The organism is Haloprofundus halophilus (genome assembly GCF_003439925.1).
In the GTDB taxonomy this organism is placed as follows: domain Archaea; phylum Halobacteriota; class Halobacteria; order Halobacteriales; family Haloferacaceae; genus Haloprofundus; species Haloprofundus halophilus.
This window is the reverse complement of the sequence record NZ_QQRR01000001.1, coordinates 1,861,009-1,882,633: the sequence shown is the minus strand read 5'-3', so window position 1 is coordinate 1,882,633 and position 21,625 is coordinate 1,861,009. Positions and strand designations below refer to the sequence as shown.

At 67.9% G+C, this 21,625-nt stretch carries 19 protein-coding genes; 9 read left to right on the top strand and 10 right to left on the bottom strand.

The genetic code is table 11. The annotated features are described in order from the left end of the window. Nucleotides 1–2 precede the first annotated feature (2 nt). Nucleotides 3–1,310 (bottom strand): ABC transporter substrate-binding protein, encoded by a 1,308-nt coding sequence (locus DV709_RS09465; RefSeq protein WP_117593970.1) that lies wholly within the window; start codon nucleotides 1,308–1,310, stop codon nucleotides 3–5. Nucleotides 1,311–1,641: 331 nt separating this feature from the next. Continuing rightward, a complete protein-coding gene (locus DV709_RS09460) occupies nucleotides 1,642–2,820 on the bottom strand; it encodes an NAD(P)/FAD-dependent oxidoreductase (protein ID WP_117593968.1) in 1,179 nt (392 codons plus the stop codon). A 96-nt stretch (nucleotides 2,821–2,916) separates the two neighbouring features. Here DV709_RS09460 and DV709_RS09455 point away from each other — a divergent pair, with 96 nt between their 5' ends. Then, complete coding sequence (locus DV709_RS09455) at nucleotides 2,917–3,918, top strand: ornithine cyclodeaminase family protein (RefSeq protein WP_117593966.1); 1,002 nt, start codon at nucleotides 2,917–2,919, stop codon at nucleotides 3,916–3,918. A gap of 27 nt (nucleotides 3,919–3,945) precedes the next feature. Here DV709_RS09455 and DV709_RS09450 read toward each other — a convergent pair whose 3' ends face one another. From DV709_RS09450 to DV709_RS09435, 4 genes are all read right to left on the bottom strand, one after another. Then, nucleotides 3,946–4,311 (bottom strand): hypothetical protein, encoded by a 366-nt coding sequence (locus tag DV709_RS09450; protein WP_117593965.1) that lies wholly within the window; start codon nucleotides 4,309–4,311, stop codon nucleotides 3,946–3,948. A gap of 85 nt (nucleotides 4,312–4,396) precedes the next feature. Beyond that, nucleotides 4,397–6,058 carry a tryptophan--tRNA ligase gene (locus DV709_RS09445; RefSeq protein WP_117593963.1) on the bottom strand — a complete coding sequence of 554 codons (1,662 nt, stop codon included), beginning with the start codon at nucleotides 6,056–6,058 and terminating at the stop codon, nucleotides 4,397–4,399. A gap of 62 nt (nucleotides 6,059–6,120) precedes the next feature. Next, nucleotides 6,121–7,176 carry a tRNA-intron lyase gene (gene endA, locus DV709_RS09440; protein WP_117593960.1) on the bottom strand — a complete coding sequence of 352 codons (1,056 nt, stop codon included), beginning with the start codon at nucleotides 7,174–7,176 and terminating at the stop codon, nucleotides 6,121–6,123. A gap of 66 nt (nucleotides 7,177–7,242) precedes the next feature. Beyond that, nucleotides 7,243–7,992 carry a topoisomerase DNA-binding C4 zinc finger domain-containing protein gene (locus DV709_RS09435; protein WP_117593959.1) on the bottom strand — a complete coding sequence of 250 codons (750 nt, stop codon included), beginning with the start codon at nucleotides 7,990–7,992 and terminating at the stop codon, nucleotides 7,243–7,245. A gap of 146 nt (nucleotides 7,993–8,138) precedes the next feature. On the opposite strand from DV709_RS09435, the gene DV709_RS09430 reads away from it, so the two are divergent. From DV709_RS09430 to DV709_RS09420, 3 genes are all read left to right on the top strand, one after another. After that, entirely contained in the window at nucleotides 8,139–9,224 is a 1,086-nt protein-coding gene (locus DV709_RS09430) for an ABC transporter ATP-binding protein (protein ID WP_117593957.1), read from the top strand. Then, nucleotides 9,217–10,080: an ABC transporter permease subunit gene (locus DV709_RS09425; RefSeq protein WP_117593955.1), complete on the top strand. Its 864-nt coding sequence runs from the start codon at nucleotides 9,217–9,219 to the stop codon at nucleotides 10,078–10,080. The genes DV709_RS09430 and DV709_RS09425 overlap by 8 nt, the downstream gene beginning before the upstream one ends. 73 nt (nucleotides 10,081–10,153) lie before the next feature. Further along, nucleotides 10,154–10,750, top strand: a complete 597-nt coding sequence (locus DV709_RS09420) for a TetR/AcrR family transcriptional regulator (RefSeq protein WP_117593953.1) — start codon at nucleotides 10,154–10,156, stop codon at nucleotides 10,748–10,750. Nucleotides 10,751–10,801: 51 nt separating this feature from the next. Here the strand turns inward: DV709_RS09420 and DV709_RS18310 are convergent, their stop codons facing one another. Further along, entirely contained in the window at nucleotides 10,802–12,010 is a 1,209-nt protein-coding gene (locus tag DV709_RS18310; RefSeq protein ID WP_157972699.1) for a PGF-CTERM sorting domain-containing protein, read from the bottom strand. A gap of 262 nt (nucleotides 12,011–12,272) precedes the next feature. Here DV709_RS18310 and DV709_RS09400 point away from each other — a divergent pair, with 262 nt between their 5' ends. Continuing rightward, the gene (locus DV709_RS09400) at nucleotides 12,273–12,929 is read left to right on the top strand and encodes an HAD family hydrolase (RefSeq protein ID WP_117593951.1); all 657 of its coding nucleotides are present in this window, start codon (nucleotides 12,273–12,275) and stop codon (nucleotides 12,927–12,929) included. 23 nt (nucleotides 12,930–12,952) lie between these two features. On the opposite strand, the gene DV709_RS09395 is transcribed toward DV709_RS09400, so the two are convergent. The 3 genes from DV709_RS09395 to DV709_RS09385 all read right to left on the bottom strand — a co-directional run bounded on the left by DV709_RS09395 (nucleotide 12,953) and on the right by DV709_RS09385 (nucleotide 17,597). Then, on the bottom strand, nucleotides 12,953–15,289 hold the full coding sequence (locus DV709_RS09395) for a DEAD/DEAH box helicase (RefSeq protein WP_117593949.1): 2,337 nt from the start codon (nucleotides 15,287–15,289) through the stop codon (nucleotides 12,953–12,955). 119 nt (nucleotides 15,290–15,408) lie between these two features. Beyond that, entirely contained in the window at nucleotides 15,409–16,815 is a 1,407-nt protein-coding gene (locus DV709_RS09390) for an MATE family efflux transporter (RefSeq protein WP_117593947.1), read from the bottom strand. Between the two features lie 110 nt (nucleotides 16,816–16,925). Next, nucleotides 16,926–17,597 carry a helix-turn-helix domain-containing protein gene (locus tag DV709_RS09385; RefSeq protein ID WP_117593945.1) on the bottom strand — a complete coding sequence of 224 codons (672 nt, stop codon included), beginning with the start codon at nucleotides 17,595–17,597 and terminating at the stop codon, nucleotides 16,926–16,928. 178 nt (nucleotides 17,598–17,775) lie between these two features. Here DV709_RS09385 and DV709_RS09380 point away from each other — a divergent pair, with 178 nt between their 5' ends. The 4 genes from DV709_RS09380 to lipA all read left to right on the top strand — a co-directional run bounded on the left by DV709_RS09380 (nucleotide 17,776) and on the right by lipA (nucleotide 21,600). Continuing rightward, nucleotides 17,776–18,207: a hypothetical protein gene (locus DV709_RS09380; RefSeq protein WP_117593943.1), complete on the top strand. Its 432-nt coding sequence runs from the start codon at nucleotides 17,776–17,778 to the stop codon at nucleotides 18,205–18,207. Continuing rightward, a complete protein-coding gene (locus DV709_RS09375; RefSeq protein ID WP_117593941.1) occupies nucleotides 18,204–19,742 on the top strand; it encodes an alpha,alpha-trehalose-phosphate synthase (UDP-forming) in 1,539 nt (512 codons plus the stop codon). The genes DV709_RS09380 and DV709_RS09375 overlap by 4 nt, the downstream gene beginning before the upstream one ends. Beyond that, a complete protein-coding gene (gene otsB / locus DV709_RS09370; protein ID WP_157972698.1) occupies nucleotides 19,739–20,587 on the top strand; it encodes a trehalose-phosphatase in 849 nt (282 codons plus the stop codon). Before DV709_RS09375 ends, otsB begins: the two co-directional genes overlap by 4 nt. A 77-nt stretch (nucleotides 20,588–20,664) precedes the next feature. After that, on the top strand, nucleotides 20,665–21,600 hold the full coding sequence (lipA, locus tag DV709_RS09365; RefSeq protein ID WP_117593937.1) for a lipoyl synthase: 936 nt from the start codon (nucleotides 20,665–20,667) through the stop codon (nucleotides 21,598–21,600). The last annotated feature ends 25 nt before the right edge of the window (nucleotides 21,601–21,625 follow it).

The window sequence follows — 21,625 nt, the reverse complement described above, 5'->3', positions numbered from 1 at the left end:
GATCAGTATTCGTCCTCGGGGACGAGTTCGCGCACGTCCTCGGCGGAGATGGTCGCCTCCTCGGAGAACTCACCGCCGCGTGCGGCGCTTATCACCACCGGGCCGAACACGTTTCCGAAGTTAGTGAAACTCGCCGGCGTCGCAGCGCCCTGGTAGCTGATCTCGTCGCCGTTGGCCAGCGCCTCCTTCCCCTCTGCGAACGTGGCGACCTCGGTTCCGCCGTCGCGGCTAACCGGACCCAGATTCCGTTCGATGGCCTCGGGGGTCGCCTCGCCAGCCCGCTCGACGGCCAGCGCGGTCAGCTGTATGGCGTCCCACGCCGGCGGCGTCCACCCGTTGATCTCGGCGTCGCCGCCCTCCTCGTACGCGTCGAGGAACGCGTCGTAGGACGGTCCGCCCATGCCGGGGCTGGCCGCCCACGCGCCGTCGAGGTCGCTGCCGACCTGTTCGGCGAGGTCGTTCTGGGCGAGCGGGTCCGAGAGAATCGGTTGGCGGCCGTAGCCGCCGTCGGCCCAGTCGCTCAACAGCGTAATCGCGTCCTCGAGCGGGATGCTCACCGCGAACGCGCTGAAGTCGGACTGGAACAGGCGGTCGAGCGCGGACTGGTAGTTTGACTCGCCCAGGCTGACCTCGACCTGCTCCGCGACGGTGCCGCCGCCCTCCTCGTAGGCGCTGATGAAGCCGTCCGCCCAGCTTCGCGCCCCCTCGGTGTTGCCGTTGATGACGCCGACGGTGTCGTGGTCCTGGTCGAGCGCGCGCCGGGCGCCGCCGCCGGTGTGGACCGTGTCGCCGATGACGGTCCGCCAGACCCAGCCGTCGTCGTCGAGGTTCTCCGGGGTCCCCTTGTCGCCGCCTTGCGTGTCGAGGAAGCTCGACCCGGGCCACGGCGTTACGATCGGCGTCGCCTGCTCCTGCAGGAAGTCGAACAGCGGGTTGATCTCGCTGGAGAACAGCCCCAGTATCGCCGCGGCGTCGTCGTTTTCGATCAACTGCGTCACCACCGACCGCGCCTCTTGGGGGTTGACGGCGGTGTCGCGGCGGGACACCTCGAGCTCCCTGTCCAAGGGTCCCCCGGCGTCGTTGATCTGCTGGAGGGCGACGTCGGTCGCCTGCGAGACGCCCGGCTGGAGGAAGTCCCACTGCCCGGTCAGCGCCGCCGGCTGTCCGAACACGATGGGGCCCGACCCGCCGCCGCCGCCGCTGCTGTTGCCCCCGAATCCGACACAGCCCGCCGTAGCGACGAGTCCGCTCGTCCCGGTGACTTTGAGAAATGCCCTCCGATTTACGCGGTTCGTGTTATTAGATACCATGGGAGTGGCTACTCTTTACCACATCAGGTTATATATCTAACCGTCCGCAGTCTGGGCATCGTGTCGGCACGAGTTCAGCTTCGGCGACTCCGCCGATTCGTCGAGAACGTCCGGCTCGTCGACTCCGCTGAGCCGTCGAAAACGCTCGGCTCGTCGACTCCGCCGACCCGTCGAAAACGCTCGGCTCGGGCACTCGCCTCCCGGGATATCCCAGCCCCGACGGAACGCGGTCGAATCGAGGAGAGGCGACGACGAGGTCGAGCACCGTTTCGGAAGCGGGCGTCGTTCAGGTCTCCTCGGACGGGGAGGCGTCGTCCGAAGCGGGACGCTGTCACGCCACGTTTCGTTCCGCGAGACCGCCGCCGCGTTCGAAACGGTCGCTTGCGAGCGCCGACACGTCGACGTGCGACGCTTCGCCGTCGAGACAGAGTTCGGCGACGACGCGGCCCGTCGCGGGCGCGTGCTGAAAGCCGTGGCCCGAGAAGCCGGCGGCGGTGACGACGCCCGGCGCGCTCTCCTCGACGATGGGATGGTGGTCGGGCGTCACGGCGTAGAGACCGGCCCACCCGCGGACGATGCGCGTCTCGGGGCCGAAGTAGTCCGCGCAGTCGCCGGCGCGCTCGACGGCCGTCACCGCCCAGTCGAGGTCCATCGACTCCGAGAACCGGTCGGGGTCGACGTCGGGGTCGTCCTCGTCGAACTGCCCGCCGACGAGCGCCTGTCCCTCGCGTTCGGGACGGAAGTACGACCCCGTGTCGAGGTCGATGGTGAGCGGCTCGGCGTCCGCGACGGGAGTTTCGGGTTCGACGACGGCGATCTGTCGTCGCCGCGGCGAGATGGGGAGGTCGAGTCCGACCATCGCGGCCACCTCACCGGCCCACGCGCCCGCCGCGTTCACGACGTAATCGGCGTCGAGCGTCTCGGCTCCCCCCTCGTCCGACTCACCGCCCGTCTCGACGCGGAAGCGGCCTCCGGAGCCGGAACCGACGCGCTCGACCGACTCCACCGGCGTCTTCGTCCGGATATCGACGCCCGCCTCCCGGGCCGCGGTGGCGTACCCCTGCAGCGCGAGGTACGGGTCCGCGAAGCCGTCGAGCGGCGAGTAGGTGGCGGCGACGAACCGCTCGTGGCGGACGTGGGGCCACCGCTCGGCCACCTCCGCCGGCGAGAGGAGTTCGCTCTCCGCGCCGCAGTCGTTCTGCATCGCCACCTGCTCGCCGAACGCGTCGGCGGTGTCGCTCTCGCGGGCGAGAAACAGGTAGCCCGTCCGGTTGTAGGCGATATCGACGCCGAACCGCTCCTCGAACGACTCCCAGACCGGGAGGCTCGAAAGCGAGAGTTCGACGTTCACCCGCGTCGAGAACTGCGTCCGAATTCCCCCGGCGGAGCGGGCGGTGCTGCCGCCGCCGAGCGTCCCCGACTCGCAGACGGTGACCGCCGCGCCGCGGTCTGCGAGCGCGTACGCACAGGAGAGACCGACGATTCCGCCGCCGACGACGACTACGTGCATGGCGTGCGCATCGGTGTCGTAACACAAGCGTGTTTCGCCTTCGGCGGCGCACTCTGTCCGCGAAACGTTCACCACGCCGCCGGGAGAACTGCCGCCATGACTCCCAGCCCGGTTCGCGTGCTCTCGGACGACAACGTCTCTCAGTTACTCTCGCTCTCGGCGCTCCTCCCGGTCGTCGAAGCGGCGTTCGTCAAACAGGGCCGCGGCGAGGTCGAGCGCCCGCCGCGACCGCACTTCCCCGTCGGAACCGGCGAAACGGGTGAGAACCCCGCGGGAACGGCGCTGACGATGCCCGCGTACCTCCACGGTTCGGACACCTACGCGACGAAACTCGCGGCGGTCCACGGCGGCAACGCCGAACGCGACCTGCCGACCGTCAACGCCCAGATCGCGCTCACGGACGCGGAGACGGGACTCCCGCTGTCGTACATGGCCGGGACGCGCATCACGAATGCCCGAACTGGCTGTATCGGCGGCCTCTCGGCGAAGTATCTCGCGGCAGACGACGAACCGATTCGGCTCGGCGTCGTCGGGGCGGGAACCCAGGCGCGGTGGCAGACCCGCGCCGTCGCGGTGGCGACAAACCTCGACTCGGTACGCATCTACTCGCCGAGCGAGTCTCGCGAAGCGTGCGCGGCGGACCTACGGGACGCGAACGAACTCGACGGCGTCGACGTGCAGGCTGTCGATTCCCCCGAAGCGGCCGTCGCGGAGGCGAACGTCGTCGTCACCGCGACGACGAGCGAGGAACCGGTGTTTCCGGGGTCGGCGCTCGATTCGGGGACGCTCGTCGTCGCCGTCGGAGCCTACACCGCAGAGATGCGAGAACTCGACTCGGAGACGATGGAGCGCGCGGCGCGGGTGTTCGCTGACGTCCCCGAGGAGGCGGCGGAGACGGGCGACGTTTCCGGTGCTGGACTGTCGGCGTCGGAGCTCACGCCGCTGTCGGACGTGTTCGAGGGGAAATCGGGGCGCGAGAGCGACGAGGAGATACTGGTGGTCGCGAGCGTCGGGACCGCGGTTCTGGACGCGGCGACGGCGGCGCACGTCTACGAGGCGGCGGAAGAGGAGGGCGCGGGAAGAGAAGTCGGATTGTAGCTGACTGGAGTCGCTGGCGGTCGACGCTCAGGGGGCGATGCGGCCGATGGTGAGGTCGTTGCGGTCGACGGTCACGTGCGACATCAGCGGCTCGGAACGAAATTCGACGGATTCGCTCAGTTCGGGACCGTTCTCGACGGCGGCTTCGACGGTGTAGACGCCCGTCCCGGGGTACACCTCGTCGACCGTCTGCTGACGCTCGTCGTGGTTCGACGGGACGGTGAACCGGCGGGAGAACAGTTCGTCCTCTCCCCGAGTGACTCGGACGCGTACGGTTCGGTCGTAGCCGGAGAAGTTTCGAATCCGAAGCTGTGGCGGCGGGTCGGCCGCGCAGCCGCCGAGTGCAGTCGAAACGACGGCGACACCCAGCCGGAGGACGTGTCGACGGTTCATTCGAAAAGCGCTAGAACGCGAATAAATATAATTTTAGCTGTAAATCAAGTGTATTGGGAAGTTCGAGCGTCGGGCGTCGACCCGCTCAGTGCTCGCCGCCGGGACCCCTTCGCTTCGAGTCGAGGTCGATATCCAGCGAGTCGAGCAGTTCCTCGGCCTCCTCGCGTTTCTCCTGGTGGTCTTCGAGGAACTCGTACATCAGTTCGGCCGCCTGCTCCTTGCAACCGCCGCAGAGGCGTTCGCCGCCGACGCACTCGTCGTACACCTTCTTGGCGAACTCGTCGTCGTCGCCGGAGAGGAGGTAGGCGTACAGTTCGTAGACGGGACATTTGTCGGCCTCGCCGCCGAGTTCGCGCTGGAGTTCGGCCGTCTCGCGGCCGCCGGTCGTCGCCGACCGGACCTTGTCGTACCCCTCCTGCGGGTCGTCGAGCAGGCTGATGTGGCTCGCCGGAATCGACGAGGACATCTTCCCGCCGGTGAGGCCGGTCATGAACCGGTGGTAGATGGACGAGGGCGGCAGGAAGCCGTAGCCGCCGTTCTCGATTTCGACCTGCCGGGCGAGCTCTTCGGCCTCCTCGGCGGAGAGTTCGAACGTGTCGACGTGCTCGTCAAAGACGCGCTTCTCGCCGTCGATGGCCTCGACGAGCGCGTCGAACGCTTCTTCGGTGGCGTTGCGGTCGAGGAACCGGACGCGCGGACGAAGGGGTTCCATCCCAGCCTCGTCGAGTTTCGCCCTCGCCGAGTCGACGGTGGCCGAGTCGACGACGACGCCGAGTTCGTCGAGCGTCTCGGGCGTCGCGTCCTCGAGGAACTCGGCGACGTGGACGCAGCGCAGGTCGTGGTCGTCGAATTCGGCGGGGTCCAGCGCGTCGTAACAGGCGGCGACCAGCGTCTTCTCCTGCTCGTCGAGTTCGAAGCTCGCGTAGGCTTCGGTGACGCCGAAGAAACGCATCCGCGACGCGAGGTCGCGGGCGAGGCGGACGTGAGGGTCCTGGTCGGGGCCGACCGGGATGACCGTCGGCTTCGGGCTCTCCAACTGCGGGTAGAGGATGTCGGCCATCTGCGTGACGACCGACTGCATGTGGGAGACGCTCGTCTCGCCGCCGAAACCGTAGATGGCCTCGAACTCCGAGAAGTTCGCTTTCGAGCCGAGTTCGAAGGCGAGGTCCTGCAGTTCGCGGTTGTCCGACTGTCGGTACAGGTCGCCCGCCTCGGCGTCGAAGCCGAGCGCGATGAGCGACAGCAGGTAGTCGCGGGCGTGTTCGTCGATCTCGCCCCACGAGAGGCCGCGCGCGGAGTGGGCTTCGAGGTCGGCGATGAGGCCGTAGGCGTCGCCGCCCTGCCGTTGGTGCCAGATTATCTCGTCGAAGACGAGTTTGTGCCCGATGTGGGGGTCGCCCGTCGGCATGAACCCCGACAGGACGGCGAACTCGTCGCCCTCGCGCATCGCTTCCGCGACGGGACGGTAGTCGCGGTGGCCGAAGATGACGCCGCGGCGCATCAGGTAGTGGGGGTTCGGCACCTCGTCGAGCAGTTCGTCGAACTCCTCGATGCCGAACTCCTCGAACAGTTTGCGGTAGTCGGAGACGGTGGAGGAGCCCCACGGGTCGAGCGCGACGTCGTCGGCTCCGGCAGTGTCCGTCTCTGTCTCGCCTCCGTCTGTTCGTGCGCGTTCGTCGTCGGATCGCGCCCTCGTCTCGGACAGTTCGGGCGTCTCGTGCGTCTCGGGGTCGGTGTCGCGTGTCATGGAAATCGAACTCGTGAACGTCGGTGTCCGTCAGTGAACCCGGTGAGGTCGGTCGCCGAAGATCACGGCGTCAGGCGAGCGACCGACAGCCACTCTATGCCTTCGTTGGCGTCGGTCAGCGCAAAAACCATTCGCTTCCGGACCCCGCCCGCGAGGCGAACGTCCAGCGAGAGGTCGCGCGGCGCGAAGACGTGGTCCGGCTGTACCACGCGAACGAGCGTCTCCGAGTGACCGAGGTCGTCGACGGAGTCGACGGTCGCGTACGTCCGGAAGTCCGCGCCGAACTTGAACCCCGTCTTCGGGACGACGTTTCGCTCGCGCAGCGCCTCGTACACGCGCAGTCGACGGTCGAAGCGCTCGCCCTCGACCGTTCGACCGCGCTCGACGACGGCGGCGTAGTCGTCGTCGGTGCCGAGCGAGAGCGCGCCGTCGGCGGCCAGCGACGCCGCTTCGAGCAGCGAGAGCTGAATCGCGTCCTCGATGGCCGCGTCGCGACCCGTCAGCGGTTGGCCGTAGAACCCCGACTCGAAGAGCTCTTCGGGCGCGTTCCAGCAGACCGCTCGGTCGTCGAGGAGGTCTCCCTTCAGATTCGTCGGCGGGTCGAACGCCGTTCCGCCGTCGTAGGTGTGCTCGGTCGCCTCCAGATACGTCAGTTCGCTCTCCTCGTCGACGACGGCGAACACGTAGCCGGCCATCTCGGCGGCGGCGACGGCGGCGCGTTCGCCGACGACGCGGACGCGGTGTTCGACGACGCCGTCGTCGGCGTCCTTCCCGCGGGGGAAGACGACGAAGTCGCAGGCGGAGTCGGCCGCGGCGTCGGTCTCGACCCAGGGGTCGCGAGCGGGCGAGAGGTAGAACCCCCGCTCGCGGAGGTCCGCGTAGACGAGAAACTGGAGCGCAAACCGCGGCCTTTCATCGGCCGTCGAGACGAAGAACTCCCGGAAACCGCCGTCGTCGACGCTGTCGAGGTCGCCCCGATAGAGGAGGTGAGCGGCTTCGACCGGCGCGAGGTCAATCTCGTTGCCCCCGACCGGAGTGCCGTAGCCGCGCGCGTCGTGGAACTGCTGGCGAGCGTTCCCGCCGACGCGGACGGCGTCGTCGCGTACGTGGCCGTGCATACCCTACGGGCGGCGCGGCGACGACATAGGGCCTGCGGTCGGACAGCGTCGCCTCCCGACACCGGGTCAGGTCTCGGCTCGGAATCGCTCGCACGTGCCGTCGAGACAACGCCGGCCGCGCGCCGTCTCGAACACCGGGAGTCCGCAGTCGCAGTCGGCGACGACGACGCCCGCCGGAATCGTGAACGCGGTGTCACAGGCGGGATAGTCGTCGCAGCCGGCGAGCAGGGGACCGCCGCCCGCGCGCCGCACCCGGAGGTCCGACCCGCAGTCCGGACAGGTCCACTCGCGGTCGAACTCGTCGCGGACGAGGTCGTCCAGCGACTCGCACGAGTAGTCGATACAACACTCGAAGGTGGTTCCGCGCTCGACGCGCATCAGCGGGAGACCGCAGTCGTCGCACGTCTCGTCGAGCACCGCCGCTCCGGCGGGCAGCGAGTACGACGCTTCGCAGCCGAGACAGCGAACGTCGCCGCCGGCTCTGACGAGCGCGCCGCCGCAGGCGGGGCAGTCGCCGACCGGAATCCCGGCCGAAGTAGTGGGGTAGCTCGCGCGACCGGTCGCCTCGTTCGAGACGACGCGGAGCGTCTGGTCGTCGGTTCGAGCGGTGACAGCGAAGCCGGCGTCGTCGGCTTCGACGGTGACGGCGTCGGCGCGGGTGAGCCATGCGACCGGTTGGTAGCCGTCGGCGTCGTGCACGAGAACGGTCCCGTCGGATTTGACGAGGACGACGACGTGCCCCCGCTGGGTCTGCTCGCGTGCGCCTTCGAACGTCGTGGTACAGTCGCCGGCGAAGAGTCGCGTCTCCTCGGACATACGCCGGGTTGGTCCCGTCATCGGATTTGAACGCTCGCCCGGCCGCCGCCCCGAGTCAGTTCCGCCGGTTTTCGGCGGAATAGACGCCTCAAAGCCGTAAAAACGAGCGGTTCATACGTTCGTGGGTTGTACTGTCACGGATAGCTATGCCAGCAATCGAACTCCGCGGCCTGACGAAACGCTACGGAGGCGGAAGCCGCCTCCTGCAACGGGGGCGACGCGGGCAGCGAGGACGGCGCGGGCAGCGCGGGCAGCGAGGACAGCGCGAGCAACGAGAACGGCGTGGCCAGCGCGACGGCGAGGAGACGAGCGGAACGCTCGCTGTCGACGACCTCTCCTTCAGCGTCGAGTCGGGCGAGGTGTTCGGGTACCTCGGGCCGAACGGGGCCGGGAAGACGACGACCATCAGGACGCTATTGGGCTTTCTGTCGCCCACCTCCGGGTCGGCGTCGGTGTTGGGCGCGGACGTGACCGACGAGTCGGCGCTGCTGGAGGTGAAGCGGCGCGTCGGCTACCTCCCGAGCGAAGTCGAGTACGACCCCGATGCGACGGGGCGCGAGATCATCGACTACCACGCGGCGTTGAAAGGGGATGTACGGAGCGAGGCGTTGCTCGAACTGTTCGACGCACCCGTCGAACGCCGCGTCGAGGAGTACTCGACCGGTAACAAGCGCAAACTCGGACTGGTGCTGGCGTTCATGCACGACCCCGAACTCGTCGTGATGGACGAGCCCACCGCGGGGTTAGACCCGCTGATGCAGGAGCGCTTCTACGACTTTCTCGCCGACGAGAAGGCCCGCGGTGTCACCGTGTTCTTCTCCTCGCACGTGCTCGCGGAGGTCCGCCGCGTCTGCGACCGGGTCGGCATCCTCCGTGACGGGCGACTCGTCGCGCTCGAAGACGTCGAGACGCTGCTGGACCGCAGCGGCAAACGCGTCCGGGTCCGAACCGCCGACACGCTCGACGCGGACGCGTTCGCCCTCGACGGCGTCCACGACCGCGAGCGGTACGACGAACGGGAACTGGCGTTCACCTTCACGGGCGAGTACGACGCCCTCCTGACCGAGCTGACGCGTCATTCGGTCGTCGACCTCGACGTCCGCGAAGCGCCGCTCGAAGACGTGTTCATGCGCTTCTACGGCGAGGTAGACGCGGGTGAGAACGGGGGCGAGGGCGAAGGCGAGAGCCCACGGCCGCAAACGGCGACGGCCGAAGGTGAGTTCGATGACTGACGCCGAGACGGGGGTCTCTGCGGAGTCCGAACTCGGGGGCGGTCGAACGGCGAGCGGGAACCGTCTCCTCGCCGTCGCGCGATACGAGGCCGGTCGGAAGGTTCGCGGGAGCGTCGCGCTCTCGGCGCTCCTCACGCTCGTGACCGCGATGTACGTCGGTCTCTACCCCTCTATCACGTCCTCGGGCGTCGACCTGGACGCCTACATCCAGTCGTTGCCGCCGGCGTTCCAGGAGGCGTTCGGCGTCTCGACGCTCACCACCATCGAGGGGTTCCTCGCCGTCGAACTGTACCAGTTCGCGTGGGTGCTGCTGTTGGGCGTCTACTTCGCCTACAGCGCGGCGTCGCTCGTCGCCGACGACGTCGAACACGACCGGATGGACCTCCTCCTGTCGACGCCGACGCCGCGCGGAACCGTCGTCGTCGGCAAGTTCCTCTCGATGCTCGTGCCGATTCTCGTCGTCAACGCCGTCGTGTTCGCGGCCGTGTTCGTCGGAACGGCGCTCGTCGACGAGCCCATCGCCGTGATGGACCTGCTGGCCGCGCACGCGCTGTCGGTGCCGTACCTGCTCGCCTGTTCGGCTATCGGCCTCCTGCTGTCGGTGACGCTCGACCGTGCGAGCACGGCCCAGCGCGGTGCTATCGGCGTCGTTTTCGGTCTGTTCCTGTTGGAGACCGTCACCGCCAACACCGACTTCCAGTGGGTCGGCGCGCTCGCGCCGACGCGGTACTACGACCCGACGGCGATTCTCGTCGACGGCGAGTACGGCTTCGTCGGCGCGGCGGTGCTGCTCGGGGCCACCGCCGTCCTCGTGGCCGTGGCGCGGGCGTGGTTCCGACGGAGGGACCTCGCGTGAACCGCCCCGAGCGCCCTCGGGCGAATCCGGGCGAGAGACGACGCGGAGGACGCGGAGCGGCGGAGGCTGGGGAGTGAGAGGCTTCACCGACGCCGAGCGCGAGCGAATCGAGCGTGAACTCGTCGCCGCCGGACGCGAACTGTTCGCACAGTACGGTCTCGGAAAGACGACCATCGCCGAACTGACCGACTCGGTGGGCATTGCCCCGAGCACGTTCTACCAGTTCTTCGACTCGAAGGAGGCGCTCTACCTTCACATCCTCGAAGGCGAGGGAGAGCGACTCGTCGGGACGCTCCACGAATCGCTCTCGGACGTCGACGACGCCGAGTCCGGGGTTCGGACGCTGTTGGACGTACTCATGCGAGAACTGGAGACGAACCCGCTGGTTCGCACACTCGTCAGCGAGGAGGAACTAGGTCGACTCCGGGCGCAGTTCACCGACGAGGCCGCCGCCGACGCCCGCGCGCGGAAGACGGCGTTGCTACGGTCGTTTATCGAGCAGTGGGAGCAGACGGGACTGCTGGCCGAGGAGGACCCGGACGTCGTCGCCGATGTCCTCCGCGCGGCGACGTTCGTGACGCTGTACCGCGAGGAGTTCGACGACTACGACCGGGTCCGCGACGCGCTCGTCGACGTCGTCGCCGTCGGAGTGACCGCCGACCGCCGGTAGGTCGACGGGCGTGTCGACCTCCGCGAGCCGACTTCGATATCGTCACCGGGCTCACTCGCGCCGGAGCGCGAGCGCTGCAACCGCCAGCAGCGCCGCGAGCGCGACGCCGACCCCGAATCCGGGGACGCCCGTCGAACTCGTCGTCTCGGGTTCGTCGGTGGCGACCTGGGACTCGGTGACGGAGACGGTGGCGGTCTGATCGCCGACGCGAGCGGTGTGCTCGCCCGTCGCGAGGATGGTCCGGGTGAACTGAACCGTCACCGTCTCGCCCGCGGGAACGGTGACCGTCTTCACGTCCGCGATCTCACCGAACAGCCGGAGGCGGACGGTGTGGTTCGCCGGCTGCGGAGTCGGATTCTCGAGCGTCGCGACGAACGTCACCGGCTCGCCCGAGGGGACCGGCGATCGGCTCACCGAGAGGTTGACGACCCTGACGGCGTCCGAGGAGCTCTGATTCGGGTCGGCGGTCGTGGTGGGAGGGGGCGACTCGGTGGCCGTCGCGGTACTCGTCGACGTCGGTGTGTTCGTGGGAGTCGACGTGGCGGTACTCGTCGGTGTGCTCGTCGGCGTCGACGTCGGCGTACTCGTCGGAGTGGACGTCGGTGTCGACGTAGGCGTACTCGTCGGAGTGGACGTCGGTGTCGACGTCGGTGTCGCCGTAGGTGTACTCGTCGGAGTGGAAGTCGGCGTCGACGTCGGCGTTTCCTGCTGTTCCGGCGTCGACTGTAACGAGTTCGCCTGCGACTCCGTCTCGGCTTCTATGGGCGCTCCGACGGCGGTCGACTCGTCATCCCCCTCGTCTGCCGCGGCGGCTCTGTCGTCCTCGTCGTCGGGGTTGTTGGCGTGGTCCGGCGGGCCGTTACCGTTTCCGTTGGACGCTGCGTTCCCCGGACCCTCGCCTTCGTCGTCCTCGTCGTCACCGTCGTCGTCATCATCCTCGCCGTCACCGCCCTCGTCATCGCCGTCACCGCCCTCGTCATCGTCGTCACCATCGTCCTCCTCATCGTCGTCTTCGTCCTCTTCATCCTCTTCGCCCTCCTCGTCGTCTTCGTCCTCTTCGTCCTCTTCATCCTCTTCGCCCTCCTCGTCGTCTTCGTCCTCTTCGTCCTCCTCGTCCTCGTCGTCACCCTCGACTTGCTGTGCCACGGAGTCGCCGTCCATCCCGGGGCCGAGCGCCGCCGCCGACACTGCGGGCGAGAGCGAGACGGTCAAGCAGAGCAGCACGACGAGACAGACCGTTACGAGACGTGTTCGTGTCATTGATAGGGAGCGGTTGTTCGGCACGGGTCGCCGTACCGACCGGCAGTCAACTGTCGGAACGACCGTTGGCACGGGCTTTGTTATGGGCAACCCCACACCGTCGAACGGTCCCCAGAATCGCTTCGAGAGTGCGTCTCGTCCTCTGTCTCGGCTTTTTCGATAGAGAGATGTTGTTGGGGAACACTGTCTCGGACGAACGAACGAGTAAGGGCGGCTTATCACGGCCCCCAGAGCTATCACTTCGGGCCGTGTCCTGAGCGGTATGGATGCGGTTCTGTTCGACATGGACGGAGTCATCGTCGACTCCGAGGAGTTCTGGCACGAGATCGAAGACGAGGTCATCTTCGCCGACGTCGTCGCCGGCGCGCCGCCGCCCCGCGACGAGATTACGGGGATGAACTACCGCGAGATATACGACTACCTCGCCGCCGAGTACGAGGTGACCGTCGACAAAGACGAGTTCGTCGCCATCTACCAGGACGCCGCCGAGGAGATTTACACCGAGAACGTCTCCGTGATGCCGCGGTTCGACGCGCTGCTGGACACGCTGCGGGACCGCGGCGTCGCCGTCGCTATCGTCTCCTCGTCGCCGCAGTCGTGGATCGCGATGGTCCGCGAGCGCTTCGGTATCGAGCCGCTGGACCTCGTGCTGAGCGCCGAGGACATCGACGGCCCCGGCAAGCCCGAACCGGCTATCTACGAGACCGCCGCCGAGAGACTGCGTCTCGACCCAGAAGACTGCGCCGTCGTCGAGGACTCGACCAACGGCGCGCGGTCGGCTCGGCGCGCCGGCACGTACGTCGTCGGCTACCGGACGGAGACGAACGCCGACGCCGACCTCTCGCCGGCCGACACGGTGGTCGAAGGGCCGACCGAACTCAGAAAGGAACTGCTCGCGCGGACCGACTCCGAGCGCTGAGCGGCGAAGAGAGCGGAACGAAGCTACTCGACGACGACAGTCCGCGAGTCGACGACGGGCGCGAGCGGCAGTTCGGGAAACGCCGCTTCGACGCGGAACTCCAGTTCGTCCTGCGCGCCGAAGACGGCGACCGGAACCGTCGTCTGGTCCGAGAGATACGTCGTCTTCTGGCTCATCTCGACGCCGTTGACCGTGACGCGGAGCCCCGTCCGCGCCGCGCCGCCGACGTTTTTCACTGTCACCTCGTGCATCTCGTTTTCCCCTCTCGCGATGGACTCGGGGAACGCCCCCCACTCTATTTCGAGTCGCGGGAGCGACTTCGCTCGCTCGACGACGCGTTCGGCGACGCCGTCGGAGAGCCCCGCGCGGGTCAGTTCCTCGACGCCGGCGTCGACCACGTCCGCCGGCGACGCCAACCCCCCGGTCGCCAACTTGCTCGCGCGGGTCGGCCCGATGCCGTCGACGGCCGTCAGCGCCGCCGCGTCGCGGCTGACGCCGTGCTCGACTCTGGCTTCGATGCGCCGGGCGAGATTCGCCGCGCGCGGCCCGACGAACTCGTCGAGGAACTCCCGCAGCGCCGCGAGCAGTCGCAGCGCGTTCTGTCTGATGACCCACGCGTCGCTTCTGAGGTCGGCGGGCGTCGACCCGGCCATCCCCGCGTGGAGGATGGCGAGCACTTTCCGGTTGCCGTCCTCGAGAGTCGTGTCGACGCCGGCGAGCACGGAGTCGACGGCGTCCTGTTCGGCCTGTCGCGCCGACACGCTGTCGAACTCGGACGCGCCCGCAACGGCCTCCAGCACGTCGTCGACGGCGATCCGGTCGCGCTCGGCGAGGTCCGCGAACCGCCGCGAGGTCTCCAACCGGAGGTAGTACTTGGAGGCGAGGCGGCCGAGCGTCGTCGGGTTCACGGCGAGACTCTCGTCGGTCTCGACGAAGCCGCGGTCGACGAGCGTCTCCAGCGTGTCGCGGACGCGGTCGCGGAGCCCCTCGAAGTCGTAGTCCGCCGGTTTCGACCCCGCACGGACGTAGTAGAAGGTCGTCTCCAGCCACGACATCACGTCGTCCAAGTCCGCGATGGTGCCCATCGCTATCTCGGCGTTGAGATGCGAGTCGAGGTCCGAGGCGAGCCGCGACTCTATCTCCTTGCCCTCCTCCAGGAGCCGTCGGTACTTGTCGGCGTCCCCGCGGTCGCAGACGACCCAGCCGTAGCCGACGTCGTCGTACCCGGGCCGCCCCGCGCGGCCGAGCATCTGGAGCACGTCGAGCGGACTGATATCCACGTCGCCCTCCAGCGGGTCGTGGTGTTTGGTGTCGCGGATGACGACGCAGCGGGCGGGGAGGTTGACGCCCCACGCCAGCGTCGACGTCGAGAAGAGGAGCTGAATCTTCCCCTCTTTGAACCACTTCTCGACGCGGTTCCGGTCCTCCTTGGCGAGGCCGGCGTGGTGGAAGCCCACGCCGTCGAGCACTGCCTTCCGGAGGCTGTCGTTCTTCAGTTCCTTCGCGTCGGTGTGGAAGTCGTAGTCGCCGCGGGAGCCGATGGGGATGTCGCGCTGGCCGATTTCGTCGCGGGCCTTCGCGGCGGCCATCACGGCGTCCTGTCTGGAGGCGACGAAGACGAGCGACTGGCCCCCGTCGCGGATGTGCGGTTCGGCCAAGTCGAGCGCGCGGTAGAGACGGCGGTACTTGTCCTGAAACGGGTTGTCGCCGGGGCTGTACGTCTGGACGTTCGCGTGCAGGTCCACCGGGCGGTAGTCGTCGCCGAACTCGAACGTCGTCTCGGGGACGGCGTCGAGCCACGCCGCCACGTCGCCGACGTTCGGCATCGTCGCCGAGAGCGCGACGACGCGCGGGTCGCAGATGCGGCGCAGCCGGGAGATGGTCACTTCGAGGACGCCGCCGCGGGACTCGGAGTCGAGCAGGTGGACCTCGTCGATGACGCAGCAGGAGACGTCGGAGATGAACGAGTAGCGCGCGGAGTCGTGTTTCCGCGTCGCCGAGTCGGTCTTCTCGGGCGTCATCACGAGGATGTCGGCGCGCTCGGCGCGGCGCGGGTTCAGGTCGCGCTCGCCGGTGACGACGTACACCGAGTAGCCCATCGACTCGAAGCGGTCCCACTCGGCTTCCTTCTCGTTCGTCAGCGCGCGAAGCGGGGCGACGAACAGCGCCGTCCCGCCGTCGCGCAGGCACTTGCAGATGGCGAGTTCGGCGAGGGCGGTCTTGCCGCTGGCGGTGGGCGCGCTCGCGACGAGGTTCTCGTCGCGCTCCATGATGGCGGGCAGCGCCTCCCGCTGCATCCGGTTGAACTCCTCGAACCCGAACGCGTCGGCGAACTCCGGTATCGCCTCGGCGACCTTCATTCGGCGCTCACCAACGAGTTCGGGCGGCGGGCCGACTGTGCCGAGGGACGCGACGAGCGGGTCATAGCCGGAATCCGGCGCCGTGGCGACAAAGGCGTTTCCTTACTCGAATCGTCCACTCAGTCGGCACCGCCGGAGCCGGCGGCGGCCGAGGCCGCACGCTCGAACATCCCGTCGCTCGTCGTGTAGTAGTAGTACGCACCCGCGCCGACGGCGGCGGCGACGTTCGAGAGCGTCACCGCCCAGAAGACGGCGGAGACGCCCACGTCGAACACGTAGACGCCGAGTGCGGCGACGGGCAGTCGAACCCCCCAGTACTGGACGAGCGAGACGACGAGACTCGTCTTCGTCTTCCGCGCGCCGTTGAAGCCGCCGAGAAAGATGTACGTCGCGCCGAGCGCCCAGTAGCCGAGCGCGAGAATCTGGAGGTACTGCACGCTCAGCGTGAGCGCGGCCTCCGAGACGTCGGGGACGAACAGCGTCGTCAGCGGCTCGGGGACGACCCACTGGACGGCGCCGACGAGACCCAGACCGACCGCGGCGATGGCGACGCCGGTCCACGTCGTCCGATTGGCGCGCTCGGGGTTCTCCGCGCCGAGATTCTGGCCGATGATGCTCTGAGAGGCCTGCTGGAGGCCACCCGCGGGGATGAACGCGACGCTGGCGATTCGAGCGCCGACGGTGTAGGCGACGAGTCCGGCCGCGCCGCCGGCGACGGCGACGATGCCGACGACGAAGACGCGGACGGCGTCCTGTGCGATGCGCTGACCGACCAGCGGTCCGCCGACGTCGAGAATCTCGCGGTACTCGGCGGGGTCGAAGCCGACGTCGGCCAGCGACAGCGAGAACGTGTCTCGCGGGCCGACCGCCAGCGCGACGGCGAGCGTCATCCCGGCGGCGAACCCCGCGACCGTCGCCAGCGCCGCTCCTTCGACGCCCAGCTCCGGGAACACCCAGAGGCCGAGGATGAGAAACGGGTCGAGAACGAGGTTCGTCACGACGGTGACGAGGGTGACGTAGAGGGCGGCGCGGGAGTCTCCCCACCCGGTGAACGCGCCTTCGAGCGTGTCGCTGACGGCGACGAACGGCATCCCGAGCGCGTACGTGGCGAGGTACACCGCCGCCATCCCGGCGAAGGCGGGGTCGGCACCGACGAGTCGCACGATGGAGGGTGCGGCGACGTACGTGACCGCGCCGACGACGAAGGCGAAGGCGAGCGCCATCGTCGTCCCGTGGAAGGCGACGCGTCTCGCGCCGGCGGCGTCGTCGCCGCCGACGCGCTGGGAGACGATGACCTGCGTGCCGACGAACGGCGCGAGGGTGACGAGGATGACGACGATGCTGATTATCGGGTAGTTCAGTCCGACGGCGGCGACGGCGTTCTCGCCGTAGCGGCCGAGCCAGAACACGTCGACCAGTTGCTGGACGACCTGCGTGAAGCTCTGGATGACGAGCGGGGCAGCGAGGACGACCAATGCACGGGATATCGACCCCTCCGTGATGTCCTCTGTCGTGAGGTCGAACATCGTATTATCGTTCTCTCATTCTTCATGCATAATAAATCTCTGCCGGTCCGTGAGTAACCGTCTCGAATTGTGGAATAAAACACTGTGTCGAAAAGAAGACGATTCCCGACTCAGGAGTCGTCACCGAACGACGAGTCGCCGACGCGGAGTGCGCTCTCGACGAGCGTCTTGTGACCGCGGCGGAGCCGTTCGGAGAGCGCCTGCTGGGAGACGCCCAAATCGGCGGCGAGTTCGCTCATCGTCACGTCGCGCGGGACGTCGAAGTAGCCCCGCTCGGCCGCCGTCACGAGCGCGGTGTACTGGTTCTCCGTGAGTCCGAACTCGCCGCGACCCGTCGACTGCTTCAGGTCGTAGATGTTCTTGATGGAGAACGTCAGTCCCTTGTCGGTGCAGAACTCGTGGGTCGCAGAGAGCGCGTCCCGGGTCGGGAAGAGGATGCGGAGGTGCCACCGGGTTCCCTGTCCGTACATCTCCATGACCGTCCCGCCCTCGTCGAGGAGGACGTGCATGATGACGCGGATGTTGTCGACCCAGTTCATCCGGTAGAGCAGTTCGTCGTCGAGGTCGTCGAGCAGTTCGGCGTTCTCGATGCTCGGGTCCGCTTCCAGCGCCTCGGTCATCGTGTCAGCGTCGGTTCCGGAGACGCGGACGTACGGCATCACGTGGTCGGCGTCGTGGGCGGCGAGTCGGACGATCTCGAACTCCGCCTCCGGAACAGAGGAGAGTGCGTGACGAAGCGCGAACTCGTCTGCGGGGAATTCGACCTCCGCGATAGTGCTCATGTAGGGTCGGTAGGCGTGGACGGAATTGAACTTACTGGCGGACCCCTGCAACCGACGAGTATCGCCCGGCCGGACAGTCACGAAGACATATATTCACGATTGTTCTATGTGGTTGAAAGGGCGCGTATATACAGGCACAATCAGCATCCCCTTCGTCGGTGTGTTATAAAGTACCGTAATGGACGCGCTCAGAGAGTTTATCGAGGGACGAGTGCCGAACGAGTGGGTACGTGTGCCGGGCGAGGCGGTAGCGTTCGAACGAGACGGTCTCCGGGTGGAAATCGAACGGGTCGCGACGCCGCAGCGCTTCGGGCGGCGGTGGGAGATTCGGTGTCGCGAGTCCGCCGGGGAGGCGGTCGGCCAGCGGACGGTCCGATACGCCTCCTCCTGGGAGGGAGCGCTCGACGCGGTGTACGACTGCATGCGTCGACCGGAGGACGGAACGCCCGTCGGTGTCCTCTCCGACGGAAGCGTCGCGAGCACGACGACGGCGAAGTCGGACGCCCGAACCGCCGCAAGCACCGCGAACGTCGCAAGCACCGCGAACGCCGCAAACACCGCGAACACCGCGAACACCACGAACGCGTCGCCGCGGGTGGAACGAGGATGAGCCCCGACGAATCCGAGTCGGCGGGCGTCGCCGACACGCCTATCGACGCCTTCGAGTCCTCTCTGGTGTTGGTCTCGAACCGCCAGCCGTACAGCCACCGCCACGAGGACGGCGAAATCGTCGTCGACCGCCCGGTCGGCGGCCTCACGGCTGGTTTAGACCCGGTGATGCAGCAGATCGACGGCACCTGGATCGCCTGGGGAGACGGCGACGCCGACGCCGAAGTGACCGACGAGAACGACTGCGTCCGCGTTCCGCCGGACGACCCCAGCTACACGCTCCGTCGGGTGTGGCTCTCCGACGACGCCGTCGACGAGTACTACTACGGCTACAGCAACCAGGTGCTGTGGCCGCTCTGTCACGACCTCGTCGGTAAAACGAACTTCGAGGACCGCTTCTGGTCGCGCTACCAGGAGGTCAACGAGCAGTTCGCCGAGGCCGTCGTCGAGCAGGCCGACGAGGAGTCGGTCGTCTGGTTCCAAGATTATCATCTCGCGCTCGCGCCTTCGCACGCGCGGAAGGCGCTGCCGGAGACGACGCTGTTTCAGTTCTGGCACATCCCGTGGCCGACGTGGGACACGTTCCGCGTCTGTCCGAACCGCCGCGAACTGCTCGACGGTCTGCTCGCAAACGACCTCATCGGCTTTCACACCGAGCGCTACGTCGAGAACTTCCTCGCCTGCGTGGACGCGTGCTTCGACGACGCCCGCGTCGATACCGACAGCGGTGAGGTCGAGTACGACGGCGAGACGACGCTCGTCCGCGCCTTCCCGCTCGGCGTCGACGCCGAGCGCATCGGCCGGTTGGCCGGCGAGCGAGACGAGTCGTTCTGGTCGGAGTTCAAAACCGAGTACGGGATTCCGGACGACTCCCGCGTCGCCGTCGGCGTCGACCGACTCGACTACACGAAAGGGATTCCCGAGCGCCTCGACGCGCTCTATCACCTGTTCGAGACGCGTCCCGAGTGGCGCGAGCGGCTAACGTACGTCCAGAAGGCGACCGAGAGCCGCTCCGACATCCCCGAGTACCAGCGCCTCCAGTCGGAAGTCGACGAGCGAATCGACCGCCTCAACGAGCGGTTCGCCACCGACTCCTGGCGGCCGGTCGTCCGCATCGACGAGCACCTGACGAATCCGGAACTGTACGGCCTGTACGCCCACAGCGACCTCGCGCTCGTCACGCCGGTGCGCGACGGGATGAACCTCGTCGCCAAGGAGTACGTCGCCGCGCAAGCCGACGGCGACACCGACGACGGGGTGCTGGTGCTGAGCCGGATGACGGGCGCGCACGGCGAACTCGGCGACACGGCGGTGACGATCGAGCCGTACGACGAAGCGATGCTGGCCGACAGGATAGAGGAGGCGCTGACGATGCCGGACCACGAGCGGGAGCGGCGGATGGACGCGCTCAGGGAGTCCGTGTTCGAAAACGACCTCGACACGTGGCTGGCGTCGCTTCTGGGCACCGTCCAGGGGCTTCGACGGATGAACACCGAGCAGACCGACGACCGAAACCGACAGGAGACGAAATCGTGAGCGACCCGAACGGTACGGAACGGTTCCGACCCGAGGACGGCGTGACGGAGACGATAGGCGTGCTCCAGACGCGGTTGCCCGACCACGAGGGGCTCCTGCTCTGTCTGGACTTCGACGGGACGCTCGCGCCCATCGTCGACGACCCCGAGGAGGCGACGATAACGCCGACGAACGCGGAGTTAGTCGAGCGGCTCCGCGGGGCTCCGGGGATAAAACTCGCCGTCGTCAGCGGCCGCGGGCTCGAAGACGTGCGCGACCGCGTCGACGTGAGCGACGTCACCTACGCCGGTAACTACGGCATCGAGACCGACCACGGCGACGGCGACATCGAGGTCCACCCCGAGGCCGAGGCGGCCGAACCGGTCGTCGAGGAGGTGCGGACGCGGCTCGAAGACGAACTGGCCGACGAGGACGGCGTCGCCGTCGAAGACAAGCGCTGGACGACGACGGTCCACTTCCGACGCGCTCCCGACCGCGCCGAGGCGGTCACGGAGCGAGTCGAGGCGGTCGTCGACGAACACGGCGACGACCAGTTAGTGACCGCGTCTGGACGCGCCATCGTCGAGATAAAGCCCGACGTCGAGACGAACAAGGGCGAGGTCGTCGACGCGTTCGCCGCCGCCGCCGACGGCTACCTCCCGATGTACGTCGGCGACGACGTCGGCGACCGGTCGGCGTTCGAGGCTATCGCGTCCGCGGGCGGCGTGAGCGTCTACGTCGGCGACGAGGACATCGGCGCGACGACGACCGTCGAGAGCCCCGAGGAGGTCGCGGCGCTGCTCCGGTGGCTCGCCGACGACGGCGTCTCCTACATCGGCGGGAACGACTCGGACCGACCGCAGTAGGTTCCGAACGACGCTCGACGTACCGACGACACCCCGAGTATCATCACGTTTTTGCACGCCCACCCGTAGGGGTACGTATGGCTTACAGGCGGAAACCGGACTGGCTGAAGATGCGCCCGCCGTCCGGTCGCCGGTTCACCGAGATCAAGCAGACGCTTCGGGACCGCGACCTCCACACGGTCTGCGAGGAGGCGAACTGCCCGAACCTCGGCGAGTGCTGGAGCGGCCGAGACGGCCCGGGGACGGCGACGTTCATGCTGATGGGCGACCGCTGCTCTCGCGGCTGTAACTTCTGCGACGTGCAGACGGGAGGAATGGAGTCGCTCGACCCCGACGAGCCCGCGAACGTCGCCGAGGCCGTCGCCGAAATCGGCCTCGACTACGTGGTCCTCACCTCCGTCGACCGCGACGACCTCCCGGACCAGGGCGCGGGTCACTTCGCGCGGACGATTCGAGAGATCAAGCGACGCGACCCCGAGGTGCTCGTCGAGGTGCTGATTCCGGACTTCCAGGGCGAGGAGCGACTCGTCCGGAAGATAATCGACGCCGAACCGGACGTCATCGCGCACAACATCGAGACGGTCGAACGCCTCCAGTGGCCGATTCGTGACCGCCGGGCGAACTACGAGCAGTCGCTGTCGGTGCTCGAACAGGTCGAGCGCGAGTCCGACATCTACACGAAGACGAGTCTGATGCTCGGCCTCGGCGAGTACCACCACGAGATCTACCAGACGCTGTCGGACCTCCGCGAGGCCGACGTCGACATCGTCACCTTCGGCCAGTATCTCCAGCCCTCGCGCTCGCACCTCGACGTGTTCGACTACGTCCACCCCGACGCCTTCGAGACGTGGCGGCGCGTCGCCGAGGACGAGTTCGACTTTCTCTACTGCGCCTCGGGACCGATGGTCCGGTCGTCGTACAAGGCGGGCGAGCTGTTCGTCGACGCCCTCCTGCGTGACGGGAAGAGCGTCGACCAAGCGCGGGCGGAAGCGCGCGCGGCGGCCGGGAACTGAACCACCTCGAAGCCGCTCCCGCGCA